Origin of the sequence: Flavobacterium araucananum, from assembly GCF_002222055.1 — a bacterium.
Classification (GTDB): Bacteria; Bacteroidota; Bacteroidia; order Flavobacteriales; family Flavobacteriaceae; genus Flavobacterium; species Flavobacterium araucananum.
Map to the genome: position 1 here is coordinate 231928 of NZ_MUGS01000015.1, position 18161 is coordinate 250088.

The following is an 18161-nucleotide window of genomic DNA, read 5'->3' on the forward strand; positions in this document are numbered from 1 at the left end:
AAAATAATAAACCTTGTAAATGCCCTTAACCAAAATTCCGCTTACAAAGGCTGATATAGAAGCTGTAAAAAGCAAAAAAAAGAATAAGTCAAAATTCAGAATCTGGATTTCGATTGTTTCATTTTTAATTCTGTTAATCGTTTATTTAAGCGTAGGTTTTGATACTTCTAATTCAACTTTTGAGTTTTTTAAAATAGTTGTAATTGTAATACATGCCTTTCTTTTATTAGGGTCACTTACAGATACTAATTTTTACAATGATTTAAATGAGAAGCAAAAATACGTTGGTTTAGTAAAGGTAAAGAAGAAAGAATATTTCTTTGATAGTGAGGATAATAGCGAATCACATATAATTATCTTTGATGATTGGAGAATAGGAGAGAAATCATTTAAAAAAGAACATTGGAATAAAATAAATAAAGGTGATGAATTTTATGTTGAACAAGCTGCAAACTCAGGCTTAGTTTTTAAATTAGAAAAAGAAAATATTGATTTTAAAACCGGGCTACTTTTTTTTAAACAGTAGATATAGCAATAATTTGTTTTTAAGTACAAAACAGAACTAAAAGAGCTCCTTAATTGAGGAGCTTTTTTATATTTTCAGATTAAATATTTGTCAGTATCTTTGAATATAAAATACCTTATTTTGAAATCGATACTTTTAAAACTACTTTTCTTCTTTTTCATTGCTACTCAAATTCAAGCGCAAGAATTACTTCCTTTTGTCGAAAATTATAATAAATCAGATTATCAGGGCGATAATCAGATCTGGAATGTTGTTCAGGGTAAAGATGACGCCATGTATTTTGCCAATAATCATTATTTATTGCGATACGATGGTGTAATTTGGGAAAAATATGCGTTGCCTAATAAAACTATTATCAGATCGATCATGATCGAAGGCGATAAAATATATTCCGGATCTTACAAAGAGTTTGGCTATTGGTACAGGGAAGATGGTAAGATGCATTATGTCTCGATTACAAAAAACCTGCGTTTATTTGATGAAAAAGACAATGAAGAAATCTGGAAAATTTTCAGGTTTAAGGATTCGATCTATTTTCAATCTTTTAATGATGTTTTTATTTATGATGGAAAACACATTCAAAAAATTAAATTTCCGTTCTTAATTTCCTATTGTTTCGTAGTCAATAACAATGTTTATGTTGCCTCTGTCGAAAAAGGTCTTTTTAGAATGGATGGTTCCAAAATAACAAATCCAAAAGGCTGGAATGTATTAAAGAATACTGTTGTTCATGCGATCGAAAAATATCAAAACAAGACGTATATTTTTACCCAGAAAAAAGGAATTTTTATTGTCGAAAAAGAAGGTTTAAGACCTTGGAATAATCCATTGAATGAAACTTTAAAAGCGGCAACAATTAATGTAGCCAAATTTATTAAAGACAATAAACTGGTTGTAGGTTCAGGAAACAGAGGGGTTTTTATTTATGATTTTAATACGGATACCTATAAAAACATCGATAGGAATAATGTGTTAATGAACAACTCGATTCTGAGTATTGGATTGGATAAAGAAAATGATTTATGGCTTGGTTTGGATAACGGAATTGCTCATGTAGAAGTAAATTCTCCAATCTCTTTTTTTTATGATAATTCGGGAATTTTAGGCTCAGTTTATTCAGTTGCAGCAATTGATAAAGGCTATTTGATTGCTTCGAACCACGGCATATTTGAATTTGTTTCGGGCAAATTTAAAATGTTACCTAATACACAGGGACAGGCATGGAATATTAGTAAAATTGGGAATAAATATATTATAGGTCATAATGACGGAACTTTTTGTTATGAAAATGGTTCATTGTCTAAGATCAATAATATAAACGGAGGATGGAATTTATCTAAGAGCAGTATTAATAATACTTTTTTTCAGTCTACTTACAGTGGTGTTCTGGTTTACGATGATATGTCGAAGCTTACGCAAAGCAGAGTTATAAAAGATCTTTCGAAGCCTATAAAATACGTTGCCCAGAATAAAAAAAATGAAATTTGGGCTGCCGATAATTATCGTGGTTTATATCGTGTGGTCTACGATGATGATTTTAAAACAAAAAAAGTCGAAAATATTACACAACAAAGTAAAATCAAGAATGACTTTGGAGTCAAGATTTTTGAATTCAGGAACGAGATTCTTTTCCTGATTAATAATTTGTGGTATACCTATAATTCAATTTCTAATATTCTTGAAGAGAATGACCAGTTTAATTCTAATTTTAAAAATATAACAGATGTAGTTTCAATCGACGAAGATCATTTTGTCGTTCTTCAGGACGGAATTTTGTATCACATTTATGCAAAGGGAAATACTTTTGTCTGGAACATCATTCAGGAAAAATATTATAAAGGGACCTTAATCAATGATAATTTGAGAATTTTTAAAACTCAAAATCATTATTTGTTAAATCTCGATGATGGTTTTATCTCTCTTCAGTTAAAATATGAAAACAAACAAAATTCTAATGTTAAGATAGAAGCATTTAATGAAGGCAATTTGGCTGCTAATGATTCTAAAATTAAATACAATACGGAACTTAAAATTAATGTGATATCGGGAATTTACGGTGCCAGTAAACCTAATTTATTTTATAAACTCGATAGTAAAGATTTTACGCCAATTTCTAATGGTCTGATTGTATTAAATAATCTAAACAGTGGTTATCATTCTGTATTGGTTTACAAACATGATGGAGCCACTTATACAAAAGTTTCCAGCTTCGAATTTAGAGTTGCAGAACCCTGGTATTTTTCATTCTGGATGATCTTATTGTATTTCCTGATTATAGGAGCGGTCTTGTTTTTCTATTACAAGTGGAATAAACTTCGTTATATGCAAAAACTAAAGTTACAGGCAGAAGAACTAAAGCATCAGCGTGAAATTCTGGAGATGGAACTTAAAGCTGAAAATGAACTGAATGTTCAGGAATATCAAAAACATATTCTAGAACTCGAATTGCAAACAAAATCATCAGAGGTTGCAGGAAAATCATTGTCTATTGCAAAGCAAACCGAAATGATTGATAACATTCAGGGAATTTTAGATTCTGAAAAAGATTTTAATAAACTTAAAAGCGAAATTAGAAAAGCAATTAAGATAAATGAAGTCAATAAACATGAATGGGAAATTTTTGAAACAAACCTGAATCAAATTCACAACGAATTTATAATTACCCTTTCTAAAAAGTTTCCAAACCTTACTCCAAAAGATATAAAACTTTGTGTTTATCTTAAAATGAACCTCTCTTCAAAAGAAATTGCACCTATGATGAATATCTCTTTTAGAGGGGTAGAATTGCACAGATATCGCTTAAGAAAGAAATTAAACCTCACACAGGACGAAAACCTCTCAAAATTTTTATTAAGTCTGTAAGATTTGTATTTGATTTTTAAAGATATTATATTTTTACTTGTCTTTTTTTACATAATTGTAATACATCATTACTACATCATAACGTTATGTTAATAAAATAAAATTAACATTTATAGTATTGATAATCATTGCTATATACTTGTAATTTAACATAATGATGTAGCTGTGTAGTAGTGGTATTTGATGTACTACAACGTTGTAATTGTTTAATTTGGCTCTACTAACTTAAACGATTACAAACTGTATGAAAAATTTTATTTTTAGCTTTTTAGCACTTTTGCTACTTCCGGCTTACATGTCTGGACAAGCAATTAAAGGAAAAGTAGTAGACAGTAGTGGAATGGGAATTCCGGGAGCAATTGTTGCTGCCTCAAATTCCAGAGCTTCTGCTGATGCTGATTTCGACGGAAATTTTACAATAAACGCCAAAGAGGGTGAGATACTAAAGATCTCAATGTTAGGTTTTGAAGCTCAATCAATACCTGCAACCGCTGCTCCAATGACCATCACATTAAAAGAAGCAGGAGATACTGTTCTAAAAGATGTCGTAGTAATTGGATATGGTACCAGAAAGAAAATTGACAATACTTCGGCAATTACATCTATTAAAGCTGAGGAAATTTCAAAAACAAAAGTTTTAAATGCTTCTCAGGCTATTCAGGGTAAAGCTGCTGGTGTTCAGGTTATTTCATCTGATTTACCAGGTAGTACACCTTCTGTAGTTATTAGAGGTTTAGGTACTGCATTAGGAGGAAGATCTCCTTTGTATATTGTTGACGGAATGCCAACGGAGAATATCAATAATATCAATACAAACGATATTACTTCGTATGAAATTCTTAAAGATGCTTCATCTTTAGCAATTTACGGTACCAGAGCAGCGAATGGAGTTATCATTATTACAACCAAAAAAGGTAAAGGTGATAAAGTATCTGTAGAAATTGAAAGTTTTGCCGGTATTAGAAATCCTCTAAAAAAGGTTAAAATGGCAGATTCTAACCAATATGCAGCATATTCTAATGCGGCTTTAGGTACAAATACTTTTGCTGCTAATCAACCGGTTAATACAAATTGGTTTGATGCAATTACAAGAACCGGAACTTATACTCAAAACAATATCTCTATTTCTGGAGCTTCAGAAAATGTGAAGTATTTTTTCAGTGCTGGTAATTATGAAGAACAAGCTATTTTAAATGGTTTAAACTACAGCCGTACTACTTTTAGAAATAACAATGAATTTAAAATTTCTAAAAAAGTAACATTAACTCAAAACTTGAGTTTTACTTCAGCTAATTCTGCTCCAAAACCTTTAGGTGCTTTTACTAATGCATACAAACAATCTCCTTTGGTTCCTGTACGTTTTTCTGACGGACAATATGGTGTATCACGTGTTAATGCAAGTGGTGTAGCGAATCAAATTGGTTCTTCATTTAATAATGTTGGTAATCCTGTGGCTCAATTAGATTTTTATAATGAGCAACAAAGAAGCGTAACATTACAAGGTGGTCTAAAATTAGATTATGAAATTGTAAAAGGATTAAAATTTACGTCACAATTTAATGGAGAATACTATTCCTGGAAACAATACAATTATGAAGATAAACAAGGGATCTGGATGGCAGCAAACCCTAATACAACTGCTGCAGACTATGTAGAAAGTCATAAAAGTGATCCTGTAAATTTATTGACAAGAGGTAGAGAGCAGTACTTTAATTGGAACTTATCTAACTACTTTACTTATAATAAACTTTTTGGAGGTATTCATGATCTTGAGTTAACTGCAGGTATGGAGGCTTCTGTAAAAGGACCCAGAGAAACTTTGTCTATTGCAAGAAAAAACGTAAGTACAAATTCTAACTATTGGTCTTTGTATAATTCTAAAGATGCGCATGGTGTAGAGTATGTATCAGATATTACAAGTTTATATGACGTAACGTATAACGAAAGCAGGTTAGCATCCTATTTTGGTCGTTTTCAATATAAGTTAATGGACAGGTATTTATTGACCGGAACTATTAGACGTGACGGATCTTCAAATTTTGCAAAAGATTACCGTTGGGGAACTTTTCCATCTTTTGGTCTGGGTTGGATCATGACAAAAGAAAGTTTCTTATCGAATATTAAAGGTGTTGATTTAATTAAATTAAGAGGTAGCTGGGGTAAATTGGGTAACCAAAATGTACCATTAAACAGTCAGGCTTATGCTTCAGGATTAGACGGTTATTTAGGCGGTTCAATCTTGTATCCGGGAACTACAATTAATTCACAAATCGATCCAAGTTTATCTTGGGAAATTACAGAAGAAGCTTCTGTAGGTCTTGATTTCGAATTATTAAACAGCAGATTAAAAGGTAGTGTTGATTATTATGACAAAAATACAAGTAACGTAATTTTAAATACAAAACCTTATATCCCTTCAGGATTGACAATAGCAAGTCCTGCTCACGTTGGAGAAGTTTCTAACAAAGGTTACGAACTTTCGTTACGTTGGGATGATAAAATTAGTGAAGATTTAAGCTACTGGGTTGGTGGAAACTTTTCTCAAAACCAAAATAAGCTTTCTGCTTTAAAAGATTTTGATATTTCGCCAATTATTGGAGGAAATTTAGGAAATGGTCAGGATACCAAAATATTAAACAAAACTTCTGTTGGTCAGCCATTAGGTAGTTTCTATCTCTACGAGTATGCAGGAATTGATCAGACAAATGGTAAAATGTTGTACTATAATGCAGCTGGTGATAAAGTAGTTCAAACTGCTTTGGATGCTACTAAAGATAAAAAATATGTAGGTTCGATTTTGCCAAAAAGCAATTACGGTGTATCATTAGGATTAAACTATAAAAATATTGATTTCTCTGTTGACGGATACGGTACAGGTGGTGCTAAAGTTTATAATGGTAAAAAAGCGCAACGTTTTACAGGCGAAAATGTTGAGGCTTCTTTAACAAACAATTACTGGACTCCAACCAATACAACTGCAGCTAATCCTAAACCATTTAATGAAGTTCCTTATGCTTCTACATACTATTTAGAATCAGGTGATTTCTTTAGAATCAATAACATCACTTTAGGATATAAACTTCCTTTAAATGACACAAGTTTTGTAAACTATTGCAGAATTTACGTAAACGCAATTAATCCATTTATTACTCAAAAATTCTCTGGATTTTCTCCTGAGTTAAATGGTGATGGTAATCCTTACGGAACTCAAGGAATCGAGCTTGATGCTTATCCTACTCTAAGATCTTTCGTTCTTGGTGCTAATTTAAAATTTTAATATTATGAAAAAGATATATATATCAATGTTCGTGCTGTCAGCATTGTTTTTTGCAGGTTGCCAAGACGACTTTTTAGATGTTAATCCAACACAGGCTATACCTACAACAGATGTTGAATTGTATAACACTGACAATGGAGCAAAAACATTTGTCACTTCAATTTACAGCAAGTTTCTGGATTGGGACATGAGCTCATTTGGCTGGATTGGTTTAGCCAGTATTACATCTGATGATGCTGACAAAGGATCATCACCAGGAGACGGAGGAACAGATAAAGATGTTTTGGATGCATTAAGTTATAACTCATCAAACCCATCTGCAGAAAGTACTTTTACTGCTCAATATGATGGAATCAACAGATGTAACCAGGCATTAGTGATACTTCCTAAATTAGATAAAGCAGATTCGGCTTTAAGAGAAAGATTAATGGGAGAAGCTAAATTTTTAAGAGCTTACATGTATTTTACTTTAGTAAAATGTTACGGAGGAGTTCCAATTGTTGACCGTTTACAAAACCCAACTTCTGAAGAAGATAAAAAAATGTTGCTTACGCGTAAGCCAGTTGCTGAAGTATATGCTTTTATTGAAAAAGATTTAGCAGATGCAATTGCAGTATTACCATTAAGAACAGCATATTCATCTGATGAGAAAGAGAGAGCTTCAAAAGGAGCAGCTTATGCTTTGTTGGCCAAAGTTAGTTTGTACCAAAAGAAATGGCAACAAGTTGTTGACAACTGTAATTTGATTACAGGATATGCATTAAACCCAAGCTACGCTAAAATGTTCAGATTAGAAGGTGAAAATGATATTGAATCTTTGTTTGAAATCAACGGAAATGGTGCAGTACCAACTAGAGGAATTCAAGGATATTCTAACGTTCAGGGTGCTCGTGGTGCCGGTGGATGGGGATGGGGATTCAATACTCCGTCAGAAAGCTTGCTTAACGCTTACGAAGCAGGTGATGTTAGAAAAGAGGCTACTATTATTTTTAGAAACTCAACTTTATACGATGGCAGAGTAGTTCCGGCAACAGTAGAAAATGCTATGTACAATTTCAAAGCATATTCTTCAGCATTTACTGATGCATGGGAAACTGATGCAAATATCAAATGTTTAAGATATGGTGAAGTATTGTTGATGAAAGCTGAAGCATTAAACGAATTAGGTCAAACTTCTGACGCTATTCCGTTATTAAACCAAATCAGACACAGAGCTGGTTTAGGAGATACTCCTGCAACTACACAGGCAGCTGTTAGAACTGCAATATGGAAAGAAAGAAGAGTAGAGTTAGCCTTTGAGTTCGACAGATTTTTTGATCTTGTTAGAACAGGACAAGCTAAAGCAGCTTTTGCAGCAGATAAAAATGAATTTTTTCCTAACGGAAGAACATTCACAGAAGGTAAAAATGAATTGTTCCCAATTCCGGCAACATTCATAATACAAGCCAACGGATTATCTCAACAAAATCCTGGTTACTAATTAAAATTTCAAAATCACTCCTTTCCTTATTTTGAAAGGAGTGATTTTTATTAATTGTTTTTAAATTTTTTATGATGGTTAAAATTTCAGTTTTATTATTAGTTTTTACATTTTTTGGTTGCGGATCAAATTCAGATAAATCAAAAGAAAAAGAAGGAGAAAATGCAGTTGCTGTAAAATTAACAGATGAACAACTTTTGGCTACAGTTCAAAAACAAACTTTTAAATATTTTTGGGATTATGCTGAGCCAAATTCTGGATTAGCAAGAGAGCGTTATCATCCGGACGGAGTTTATCCTGATAATGATAGTAATATTGTAACAACCGGAGGTTCAGGTTTTGGACTTATGGCAATTGTTTCCGGTATGTCTCAAGGATTTATCACTAAAGAGCAAGGTACAGAGAGACTAAACAAAATTGCAGATTTTTTAGGCAAAGCAGATCGTTTTCATGGCGCATGGTCACATTGGATCGACGGAAATACAGGAAAAGTAAAGCCTTTTGGAACCAAGGATAATGGTGGAGACTTAGTCGAAACATCATTTTTGGTTGCGGGAATGATTACAGTTCGTGAATATCTGAAAGAGGGTTCTGAGAACGAAAAAGCGGTAGCTCAGAAATATGATGCACTTTGGAAAGGTGTTGACTGGCAATGGTATACAAACAATAAAAAGGTGTTGTACTGGCATTGGTCGCCTACTTATGACTGGCAAATGAATTTTCCGCTTGAGGGATATAACGAATGTTTGATTACGTATGTAATGGCAGCATCTTCGCCAACCCATACAATCGACGCAAAAGTTTATCATGAAGGCTGGGCAAGAAGTGGTGCAATTGTTAGTGCTAAAACAAAATATAATATTCCGTTAGTCTTAAAACATAACGGAGCAGAAGAATTTGGCGGACCCCTGTTTTGGGCGCACTATTCTTATGTAGGACTTGATCCAAATCAATTAACAGATAAGTATGCAAATTATTGGGATCTGAACGTGAATCAGACCAAAATCAATTATGAATATTGTATACAAAATCCTAAGAAGGGTTATAGTGCCAATTATTGGGGATTAAGCGCTTCGTATTCCAGAAATCCTGATGGATCAATAGGGTACAATGCCCATATGCCGAGTAATGATCAGGGTGTTATGTCGCCTACGGCTGCAATAAGTTCGATTGTCTATACACCAAAAGAATCTATGGCTGTAATTCGTAATCTATATGATAATCATAAAAAAGAAACTTGGGGAGATGCAGGTTTTTATGATGCATTAAGTCTGCAAAACAACAATTGGGTTGTAAAACGCTATTTGGCAATCGATCAGGGACCGGAAGTAGTTATGATCGAAAATTACCGTACAGGTTTATTATGGAAATTATTCATGAATGCACCCGAAGTAAAGCAAGGTTTAACAAAACTTGGTTTTCATTCCGGAAAATATGGACTTTAACATAATTTAAAATGAAGTACAAACTAGCTTTAATATTTCTCTTGTTTTCTGTATTAGGTTTTGCGCAAAGCGAAACAAATGGAAAAATAAAAACGATTGTAGTAACCAATTATGAATTAGGTTATGCATTGCACAAACCAGCCAATACAAAAGATAAAAAGCCATTGATAGTTTTTATTTCAGGAGATGGAGAAAAAGGAACAGACATTGAAAAAGTAAAAATTCATGGTCCCTTAAAGTATCTAAAAACGCATCCGGTCGATGCTTATATTCTGGCACCACAATGCAAAGAAGATGAAAACTGGAATATTGAATCTATTCATGAATTGATTTTAAAAATTCAAAAAGAAAACAAAATCGATCCGGACAGAATATATGTTACAGGTTTGAGTTCCGGAGGTTGGGCAGCATGGAATCTGGCACTTTCATATCCGGATAAATTTGCCGCATTAATACCTATTTCTGGTTTTGTTGATTTGATAGAGCTAGAAAGTGCCTGTAAAATTGCCAATATTCCTACCAGAATTTTTCACGGATTATTAGACGATGTGGTAAAAGTAGATTATGCAATAACGATTTATAAAGAATTAAAAAAATGCAATGCCAAGGATGTTCAGTTGACCATTTTTGATGATGCAGGTCACGACAGTTGGTCACGAGTTTATGACAATCCTGAAATTTATGACTGGTTGTTTAAACAGAAAAAAGCAAATACGGGTAAATAAAGAATATAGAATATAGAATATAGAATATAGAATATAGAATATAGAATATAGAATATAGAATGAAATCGTTATGAGTCCAAATTAGAAATAAAATGAAGAAAAGCGATTCCATGTTCCATAAAAAATCAAATATTAAATACACATGAAAAACAAATTAGTCTTGTTATTTTTAGGATGTGCTGTTTTGGGTTATGCCCAGAAAAAGAATACTAAAAGTACAGTAAAAATTAAACCAAAATCGGAGTTTGTAGCGGAGTTATTGTCGAAAATGACATTAGATGAAAAATTAGGTCAGCTTAATTTACCAACATCTGGAGATATTACTACAGGACAGGCAAACAGTTCTGATGTGGCTAAAAAAATTGCTGAAGGTAAAGTTGGAGGTTTATTCAATATTAAATCTGTTCAAAAGATTAAGGAAGTACAAAGAATTGCAGTAGAAGAAAGCCGTTTAAAAATTCCGTTGATTTTTGGTATGGATGTTATTCATGGTTACGAAACAACTTTTCCAATTCCGCTGGGATTATCATGCACCTGGGATATGAACCTTATCGAAAGAAGTGCACAAATTGCAGCTCAGGAAGCAAGTGCAGATGGTATAAACTGGACATTTTCTCCAATGGTCGATGTTTCTCGTGATCCGCGTTGGGGACGAGTTTCTGAAGGTTCTGGTGAAGATCCTTATTTAGGAAGCCAAATTGCAAAAGCAATGGTAAATGGTTACCAACAACATGATCTTTCTAAAAACAATTCTATCATGGCATGTGTAAAACACTTTGCTTTATATGGTGCACCAGAAGCAGGACGTGATTACAATACGGTAGACATGAGTCATCTCAGAATGTTTAATGATTATTTTCCTCCTTACAAAGCCGCTGTCGATGCCGGAGTAGGTTCAGTTATGGCTTCTTTTAATGAAGTTGACGGGATTCCTGCAACCGGAAACAAATGGTTGATGACTGATGTTTTAAGAAAACAATGGGGTTTTAAAGGTTTTGTAGTAACTGACTTTACCGGAATTCCCGAAATGATCGAACACGGGATGGGAGATTTACAAGCTGTTTCGGCTTTATCTCTAAATGCAGGTGTAGAAATGGATATGGTAGGAGAAGGCTTCTTAGGAACTTTGAAAAAATCTCTGGATCAGAAAAAAGTAACAATAGAAACAATTGACAATGCTGTTAAACTTATTCTGGAAGCTAAATATGATTTAGGATTGTTCCAGGATCCTTATAAATATTGTGATGAAAAAAGAGCAAAAACGGAAATCTTTACGGCAAGCAGCAGAAAAGAAGCCAGATCAATTTCGGCTCAATCATTGGTTTTATTAAAAAATCAGAATCAGGTATTGCCACTAAAAAAGTCAGGAACAATTGCTCTAATAGGGCCATTGGCTGATGCAAAAGAAAACATGCCGGGAACATGGAGTGTTGCTACAAAAATGGAAAATGCGATTTCCCTTTTAGCCGGAATTAAGGAAGTAGCAGGAACAGCTACAAAAGTATTATATGCAAAAGGAAGTAACTTAGATTATGATGAAACTTTTGAAACCAATGCAACAATGTTTGGAAAAACATTACACCGCGACGGACGTTCAAAAGAAGAATTATTGGCAGAAGCTCTTAAAGTAGCCAATCAATCAGATGTAATTGTTGCTGCACTTGGAGAATCTGCAGAAATGAGTGGAGAATCAAGCAGCCGTACAAATTTAGAAATTCCACAAGCACAAAAAGATTTACTGAATGCCTTATTAAAAACAGGAAAACCAGTTGTTTTGGTTTTATTCGACGGACGTCCATTAGTTTTAAAAGATGAAAACGAAACGGTTCCTGCTATTTTAAATGTTTGGTTTGCTGGTAGCGAAGCAGGTTATGCTATTGCCGATGTTTTATTTGGAGATGTAAATCCTTCAGGAAAACTAACATCAACTTTTCCAAGAAGCGTTGGTCAGTTGCCAATTTATTACGCACACAAAAATACAGGAAGACCACTTTCGAATACAGAAGGTAAATTCGAAAAATTCAGATCTAATTATATAGACGAAAGAAACGAACCATTATTTCCATTTGGATTTGGTTTAAGCTATACATCTTTTGATTATTCGAACCTGAAAATTTCATCAGATAAAATGAATGCTGACGGAAAACTAAAAGTAACAATTGATGTTGCCAATACAGGAAATTATGACGGAAAAGAAACTGTACAATTATACCTTAGGGATTTAGTTGGATCTGTAACAAGACCCGTGAGAGAACTAAAAAATTTCCAAAAAATAGCACTTAAAAAAGGTGAAAAACAAACAGTGACTTTTGATATCACAGTTGAAGATTTAAAATTTTATAATTCTGATTTACAATTCGTAGCAGAACCAGGTCAATTTGATGTTTTCGTTGGAGGAAACTCAAATGCCGATAAGAAAGTTAGTTTTGAATTGGCTAAATAATAATTGGTTTGTTAATTAGTTAATTGCCCTTCGTCTTTGGTTAGCGAAGGGCTTTTTTTAGCTTTTTATTCTGAAAAATTACAGTAAATAGTTATAATTTATAAAATTTAATTTTAAAAAAATGGATGACCCTAAATGTCTGGACGGTTAATGATGCTCATGAAATGAATTGGATTATCGAAAATAATTTTGACTACATCACCACCAACGAACCCGAATTGCTCAAACAACGAATAAAAATCAAAAAATAAAAATGGAAAAAATTTATAAACTATCGTTAGTACCGCTTCTGTTGCTTTTATTGGTTTGCAATACATCTGTATGGGCACAAAAGACTACGATCCCCGGAAAAACGGAATGGTTTGATCCTAATAAAAAAGCATCAACATATTGTAATCCTGTAAACATTGGGTACAATTACACGACCGAAAATCATAATGGTATTCCGGAATCCAGACGTTCGAGTGCAGATCCTGTAATTATTACTTACAAAGGCGAATATTATTTATTTGCGACCAATCAGGCTGGATATTTCTGGAGTAAAGACCTGTCTGATTGGAAATTTGTATACGGAAGTTTTCAAAGAAAACCTGCAGATGATGATCAGTGTGCACCTGCTGCCTGGGTTGTAAATGATACTTTATTCTATGTTGGGTCTACCTGGAAAAGAGATCACCCAATCTGGAAAACGGCAGATCCAAAATCAGGACAATGGTTGCGACATGTTGATAAGGCAATGCTGCCAACCTGGGATCCTGCTATTTTTCAGGATGATGATAAAAAAGTATATATGTACTACGGCTCAAGCGGAAAATTGCCACTTGTGGGTGTAGAAGTAGATTATAAAACCTGGCTTCCAAAAGGAAATCAGGCAGATTATGAAAAATTATACAAAGCAACAGAAGTCGAAGATATTCAGCGTCCGTATGGCCAAATAAAAGAAGTAGTTGGTCTTGATCCTTCCTCTCACGGATGGGAACGTTTTGGTCCAAATAATGATATGGAACCTGCTCCCTGGGGAAATTTTATTGAAGGAGCCTGGATGACCAAACACAATGGCAAATATTATATGCAATACGGTGCTCCGGCAACAGAATATAAAGGATATGCCAATGGAGTTCATGTTGGAAACAGTCCCCTGGGACCGTTTGAATATCAAAAACACAACCCAATGTCCTATAAACCCGGTGGATTTGTAATTGGGGCAGGACATGGAAATACTTTTGCAGATAATTACGGAAATTATTGGAATACCGGAACGTGCAAAATTTCGATAAAAGATCGTTTTGAGCGTCGTATTGATATGTTTCCCGCAGGATTTGACAAAGACGATGTGATGTATTCTATCACTTCTTATGGCGATTTTCCAATACTATTATCCACCAAAAAGCGCAATCAGGAAAAAGGTGCTTCATCAGGATGGATGTTACTTTCGTATAAAAAACCGGTTACAGTTTCTTCTTCAGAAGAATGTATGGAAGTTGAAACGCACAGAGTAGACAACGGTGGTAAAAAAGTATACGAGAAGTTTTGTTATGGTGCTTCGAATTTAACCGATGAAAATATTCAGACCTATTGGTCTGCAAAAACAGATCATCCCGGTGAATGGCTGCAACTTGACTTAGGGAGACAAATGCAAATAAATGCCTTGCAGATTAACTATGCAGATCATAAAGCAACGCAGTACAACAAAGCAATGGATATTTATTATCAGTATAAAATCTACATGTCTGATGATGCTGTAAACTGGAAATTGGTAGTCGATAAATCCAGAAACGCAAAGGATGTTCCGCATGATTATCTTGAATTAACAAAAGCAATTAAAGCACGTTACATTAAAATGGAAAATATCCATAACGCGTCAGGATTATTTGCTGTATCGGACTTTAGGGTTTTTGGAAACGGATTATCAGAAAAACCAACTGTAGTTTCTGATTTTAAAGTCGACAGAAATACATCAGATCCTCGTAATGCGATGATTTCATGGAAAAAACAAGCAGCTGCAATTGGTTATAATATTTATTACGGAATTACGCCTGACAAATTATACAACAGTATTATGGTTTATGATGAAAGCTCGTATGATTTTAGAGGTTTAGATAAAGGAACAAAATATTATTTTACGATTGAAGCTTTTAATGAAAACGGAATTGGTATAAAAAATGAATTACTAGAGGTAAAATAATTTTTAATTTTATTTTTAGAAATCGTTAAATAAAACCTGTGGCAGTTATAAAGAATTTTGTTCCTTTGCGTAACAACCCAAAATGCTATAAACCCTATGAAAAAAACCATTCTTTTAACCGTTTTAATAGTAAACGGATTAACGTCTTTTGCACAGTCAGCACAGTCAAATGACGAAAAGAACATTAAATTATTCTATAAAAAAGCGCTAACAGAAGCGAAGTGTTATACTTGGTTAGAATATTTGTCTAACGATATCGGAAGTCGTTTATCAGGTTCAAAAAGTGCCGAAGAAGCAGTGCAGTATACAAAAAGACAACTTGAAACATTAGGGCTTGATAAAGTTTATTTGCAGGAAGTAATGGTTCCGCATTGGGTTCGTGGCGAAAAAGAAACGGCTTATATTTTAGACGGAAAAGTAAAAACGACTGTGCCAATTTGTGCTTTAGGAGGATCAGTTGCAACAGCAAAAACAGGTCTTACTGCAGAAATTGTAGAAGTACAGGGTATTGATGAATTAAAGACTTTAGGAGAAAAAGTAAAAGGTAAAATTGTGTTCTTTAACAGACCAATGAATCCTGAAAATATCGAAACTTTTGTTTCATACGGAGCTTGTGTAGATCAAAGATTTGCCGGTGCCAAAGAAGCAGCTAAATTTGGCGCTGTTGGGACTATTGTACGTTCGATGAATTTACGTTTAGATGATTTCCCACATACTGGAGCTCAGAGTTATGGCGATTTGCCAAAAGAACAATATATTCCAACGGCTGCAATTAGTACAAATGGTGCAGAATTGTTGAGCAAATCATTAAAAGTAAATCCGGCTCTGAAATTTTATTTCAAACAATCTTGCGAGACTTTGCCGGATGTTTTGTCTTATAACGTAATTGGTGAAATGACAGGAACTGTTAATCCATCAAACATTATGGTTGTTGGGGGACATTTAGATTCTTGGGATTTAGCAGATGGTTCGCATGATGATGGAGCAGGAGTGGTGCAAAGTATGGAAGTAGTTCGTATTTTGAAAAACCTAAACTACAAACCTAAAAATACAATTCGTGTTGTTTTGTTTATGAATGAAGAAAACGGTGGCAAAGGTGGTGCTAAATATGAAGAGGTTTCAAAACAAAATAAAGAAAATCATATTTTTGCTTTAGAAAGCGATTCAGGAGGATTTAGCCCAAGAGGATTTTCTATAGAAGCTGATGATACGAATTATAAAAAGATTAAAGATTTCAGAGATCTTTTTGAGCCTTATTTAGTACACAGTTTTACAATTGGTCACGCAGGTTCAGATATCGGACATTTAACTTCTAAAGCGATTGTTAAAGCAGGTTTAAAACCAGATTCACAACGTTATTTTGATTATCATCATGCAGCAAACGATAAATTTGATGCCATTAATAAAAGAGAATTAGAACTTGGTGCTGCAACAATGACAACATTAATGTATTTAATAGATCAAAACGGAATTGTGCTTCCAACAGCAAATTAAAATTATAAAGTAAAAATACCTAAAAGCTACAAGTACAAACTTGTAGCTTTTTTTGTTTACAGACTTAAAAAAGAATGTTTTTGTGTTTGAAATAACTAAAAATTCCGAAGCAGTGATTTCTTGAAGTGATTATTTTTTTTAAACTTAAAGCTTCATTACAGCCAAATAATATAAAAACGTTATCGGAATGTTAGAAAGTAAAATAAGGATCTTAAACGCGATATTTTTGCGAAATTCCGTCAAGTGAATAAATCTATCCGTTAAATGAATCAACATAATTGTGTTTAGTACAATTGCTGATGCAACAAAAGGCCACGAAATAATTAATATGTTCGGGTTTTCGTTTGTAATCATGTAAAGTGTAAAAAAAAATGTGCTTATAATAAAGCTCCCAATAGCTAATTCAATTGAATTTGTTTCTTCAAATGGTTCGTGAATACTATTTTTCATAAGTTTAAATTTTAAAAGATGCCCTGATAGCAGGAATAGGGGTTAATAACATTTTTGAAAAATCCAGATAGTAAAAAGGAAGCGCTCGTTTCCCTTTTTTATATTGTTCTAAAAAATAAAAAAACTGTGCGGGATAAAAAGGTGTTCCGGAAAGCATGACCAGAAACAGGTAGATGCTTTTTTTTCCATTCCCCAAAAGATAATATTGCATTCCTATTTCTTCTGTTACCGAAACACCTGTGTTCGTTAAAACATGGATTATATCATGATCTTCAAGTTTTGGCTGAATGTCAAAATGATTTCTCTCCAAAAAAACACCTAAGCCAAATCCTAAGCTGTCTTTAGGAAATTGCAGTAATTGCGCCTGATCAATTTCCCACGGCGTATTTTTTTTGACATATTTTTGATATGGTTTACTAGTCCATTCATATATTTTTTCGAGAAGAATATCTTTCATAAAGTGTTTTTAAAAGTTCTTTGAAACTCAAAGTTAAATGATAAATAAAAAAGCCAATTATAGTGCATCAGCTTTTTTGTAATTCCTGACAATCTTAATAATTGTCTATAACAGTCTTTAATAAATTTGAATCAACCAGGTCAGATGGGGCAACAACTTTTTCCTCTAGCGGAATATCGTTTCCATATCTTTCCTTTAATATTTTTTGAACTCTTGCATCGCCCAGATTAAAATCTTTGAGTTCTTTTAAAGTACACAATTCAATTCCGGCACCATTTTTATAGATTTTCCAGACCAATTCAGAACAATAAATGCGGTTATCCGTCCATTCAAAATAAGCATCATATTCCTTACCTAAAAAGTGCTTGCCGTATGTTTTCATTTTTTCAAGAGTTTCTTCATTTAAAACTTTTTCGGCATTTTTTAATCTTTTAATTACATACTTATGACCTTTTCCACGTGCTATCCATTCCTCAACAGGTGTAATTTTGACAGGCTGAACAGCTTCAAGAACAAATTGTCCTCCGTTAACAAAAAAAACAATACCACAATGCGAAAATTTTGAATTTGTAGCAATTCGTACCGCTTCACATTGCTTAGATTCTGAAGTCTGAAAAATAAGATCTCCATCCTGAATTTTATTGGCAAGTACATTTTCTGATGTTTTCTTAGAAAACGGATTGTTAGGAAAAACAGATATTGCTACAAATAGTGCAAGACCAAAACTTAGCAGAAAAGTAACTCCCAGAAATAGATATTTTTGTTTTTTCATGTTTTTATTTTTGAATTCCAAAAGTACTTTATTATGCTGACCAAA

At 33.4% G+C, this 18161-nt stretch carries 13 protein-coding genes; 10 read left to right on the plus strand and 3 right to left on the minus strand.

The genetic code is table 11. The annotated features are described in order from the left end of the window. The first annotated feature begins 19 nt into the window (after positions 1-19). From B0A64_RS11005 to B0A64_RS11045, 10 genes are all read left to right on the plus strand, one after another. Positions 20-526 (plus strand): hypothetical protein, encoded by a 507-nt coding sequence (locus B0A64_RS11005; RefSeq protein ID WP_089479565.1) that lies wholly within the window; start codon positions 20-22, stop codon positions 524-526. A 120-nt stretch (positions 527-646) separates the two neighbouring features. Further along, positions 647-3388, plus strand: coding sequence for a helix-turn-helix and ligand-binding sensor domain-containing protein (locus B0A64_RS11010; RefSeq protein WP_089479566.1), 2742 nt, complete (start codon positions 647-649; stop codon positions 3386-3388). Between the two features lie 244 nt (positions 3389-3632). Next, positions 3633-6665, plus strand: coding sequence for a SusC/RagA family TonB-linked outer membrane protein (locus B0A64_RS11015; protein ID WP_089479567.1), 3033 nt, complete (start codon positions 3633-3635; stop codon positions 6663-6665). 4 nt (positions 6666-6669) lie between these two features. Continuing rightward, a complete protein-coding gene (locus tag B0A64_RS11020; protein WP_089479568.1) occupies positions 6670-8145 on the plus strand; it encodes a RagB/SusD family nutrient uptake outer membrane protein in 1476 nt (491 codons plus the stop codon). Between the two features lie 74 nt (positions 8146-8219). Then, the gene (locus tag B0A64_RS11025) at positions 8220-9590 is read left to right on the plus strand and encodes a glucoamylase family protein (protein WP_208863534.1); all 1371 of its coding nucleotides are present in this window, start codon (positions 8220-8222) and stop codon (positions 9588-9590) included. 11 nt (positions 9591-9601) lie between these two features. Beyond that, positions 9602-10315 (plus strand): carboxylesterase family protein, encoded by a 714-nt coding sequence (locus B0A64_RS11030; protein WP_089479570.1) that lies wholly within the window; start codon positions 9602-9604, stop codon positions 10313-10315. Positions 10316-10457: 142 nt separating this feature from the next. After that, positions 10458-12758 (plus strand): beta-glucosidase BglX, encoded by a 2301-nt coding sequence (gene bglX, locus B0A64_RS11035; protein WP_089479571.1) that lies wholly within the window; start codon positions 10458-10460, stop codon positions 12756-12758. A gap of 125 nt (positions 12759-12883) precedes the next feature. Continuing rightward, on the plus strand, positions 12884-13009 hold the full coding sequence (locus B0A64_RS25715; protein ID WP_262495536.1) for a hypothetical protein: 126 nt from the start codon (positions 12884-12886) through the stop codon (positions 13007-13009). Positions 13010-13011: 2 nt separating this feature from the next. Further along, positions 13012-14943, plus strand: coding sequence for a family 43 glycosylhydrolase (locus tag B0A64_RS11040; RefSeq protein ID WP_089479572.1), 1932 nt, complete (start codon positions 13012-13014; stop codon positions 14941-14943). 96 nt (positions 14944-15039) lie between these two features. Then, entirely contained in the window at positions 15040-16437 is a 1398-nt protein-coding gene (locus B0A64_RS11045; RefSeq protein ID WP_089479573.1) for a M20/M25/M40 family metallo-hydrolase, read from the plus strand. Positions 16438-16581: 144 nt separating this feature from the next. Here B0A64_RS11045 and B0A64_RS11050 read toward each other — a convergent pair whose 3' ends face one another. The 3 genes from B0A64_RS11050 to B0A64_RS11060 form a co-directional block, all read right to left on the minus strand. Next, positions 16582-16887, minus strand: a complete 306-nt coding sequence (locus B0A64_RS11050) for a hypothetical protein (RefSeq protein ID WP_089479574.1) — start codon at positions 16885-16887, stop codon at positions 16582-16584. Between the two features lie 4 nt (positions 16888-16891). Continuing rightward, the gene (locus B0A64_RS11055; protein WP_089479575.1) at positions 16892-17344 is read right to left on the minus strand and encodes a hypothetical protein; all 453 of its coding nucleotides are present in this window, start codon (positions 17342-17344) and stop codon (positions 16892-16894) included. A gap of 94 nt (positions 17345-17438) precedes the next feature. Then, positions 17439-18116, minus strand: coding sequence for a YiiX family permuted papain-like enzyme (locus B0A64_RS11060; protein ID WP_089479576.1), 678 nt, complete (start codon positions 18114-18116; stop codon positions 17439-17441). Positions 18117-18161 lie beyond the last annotated feature (45 nt).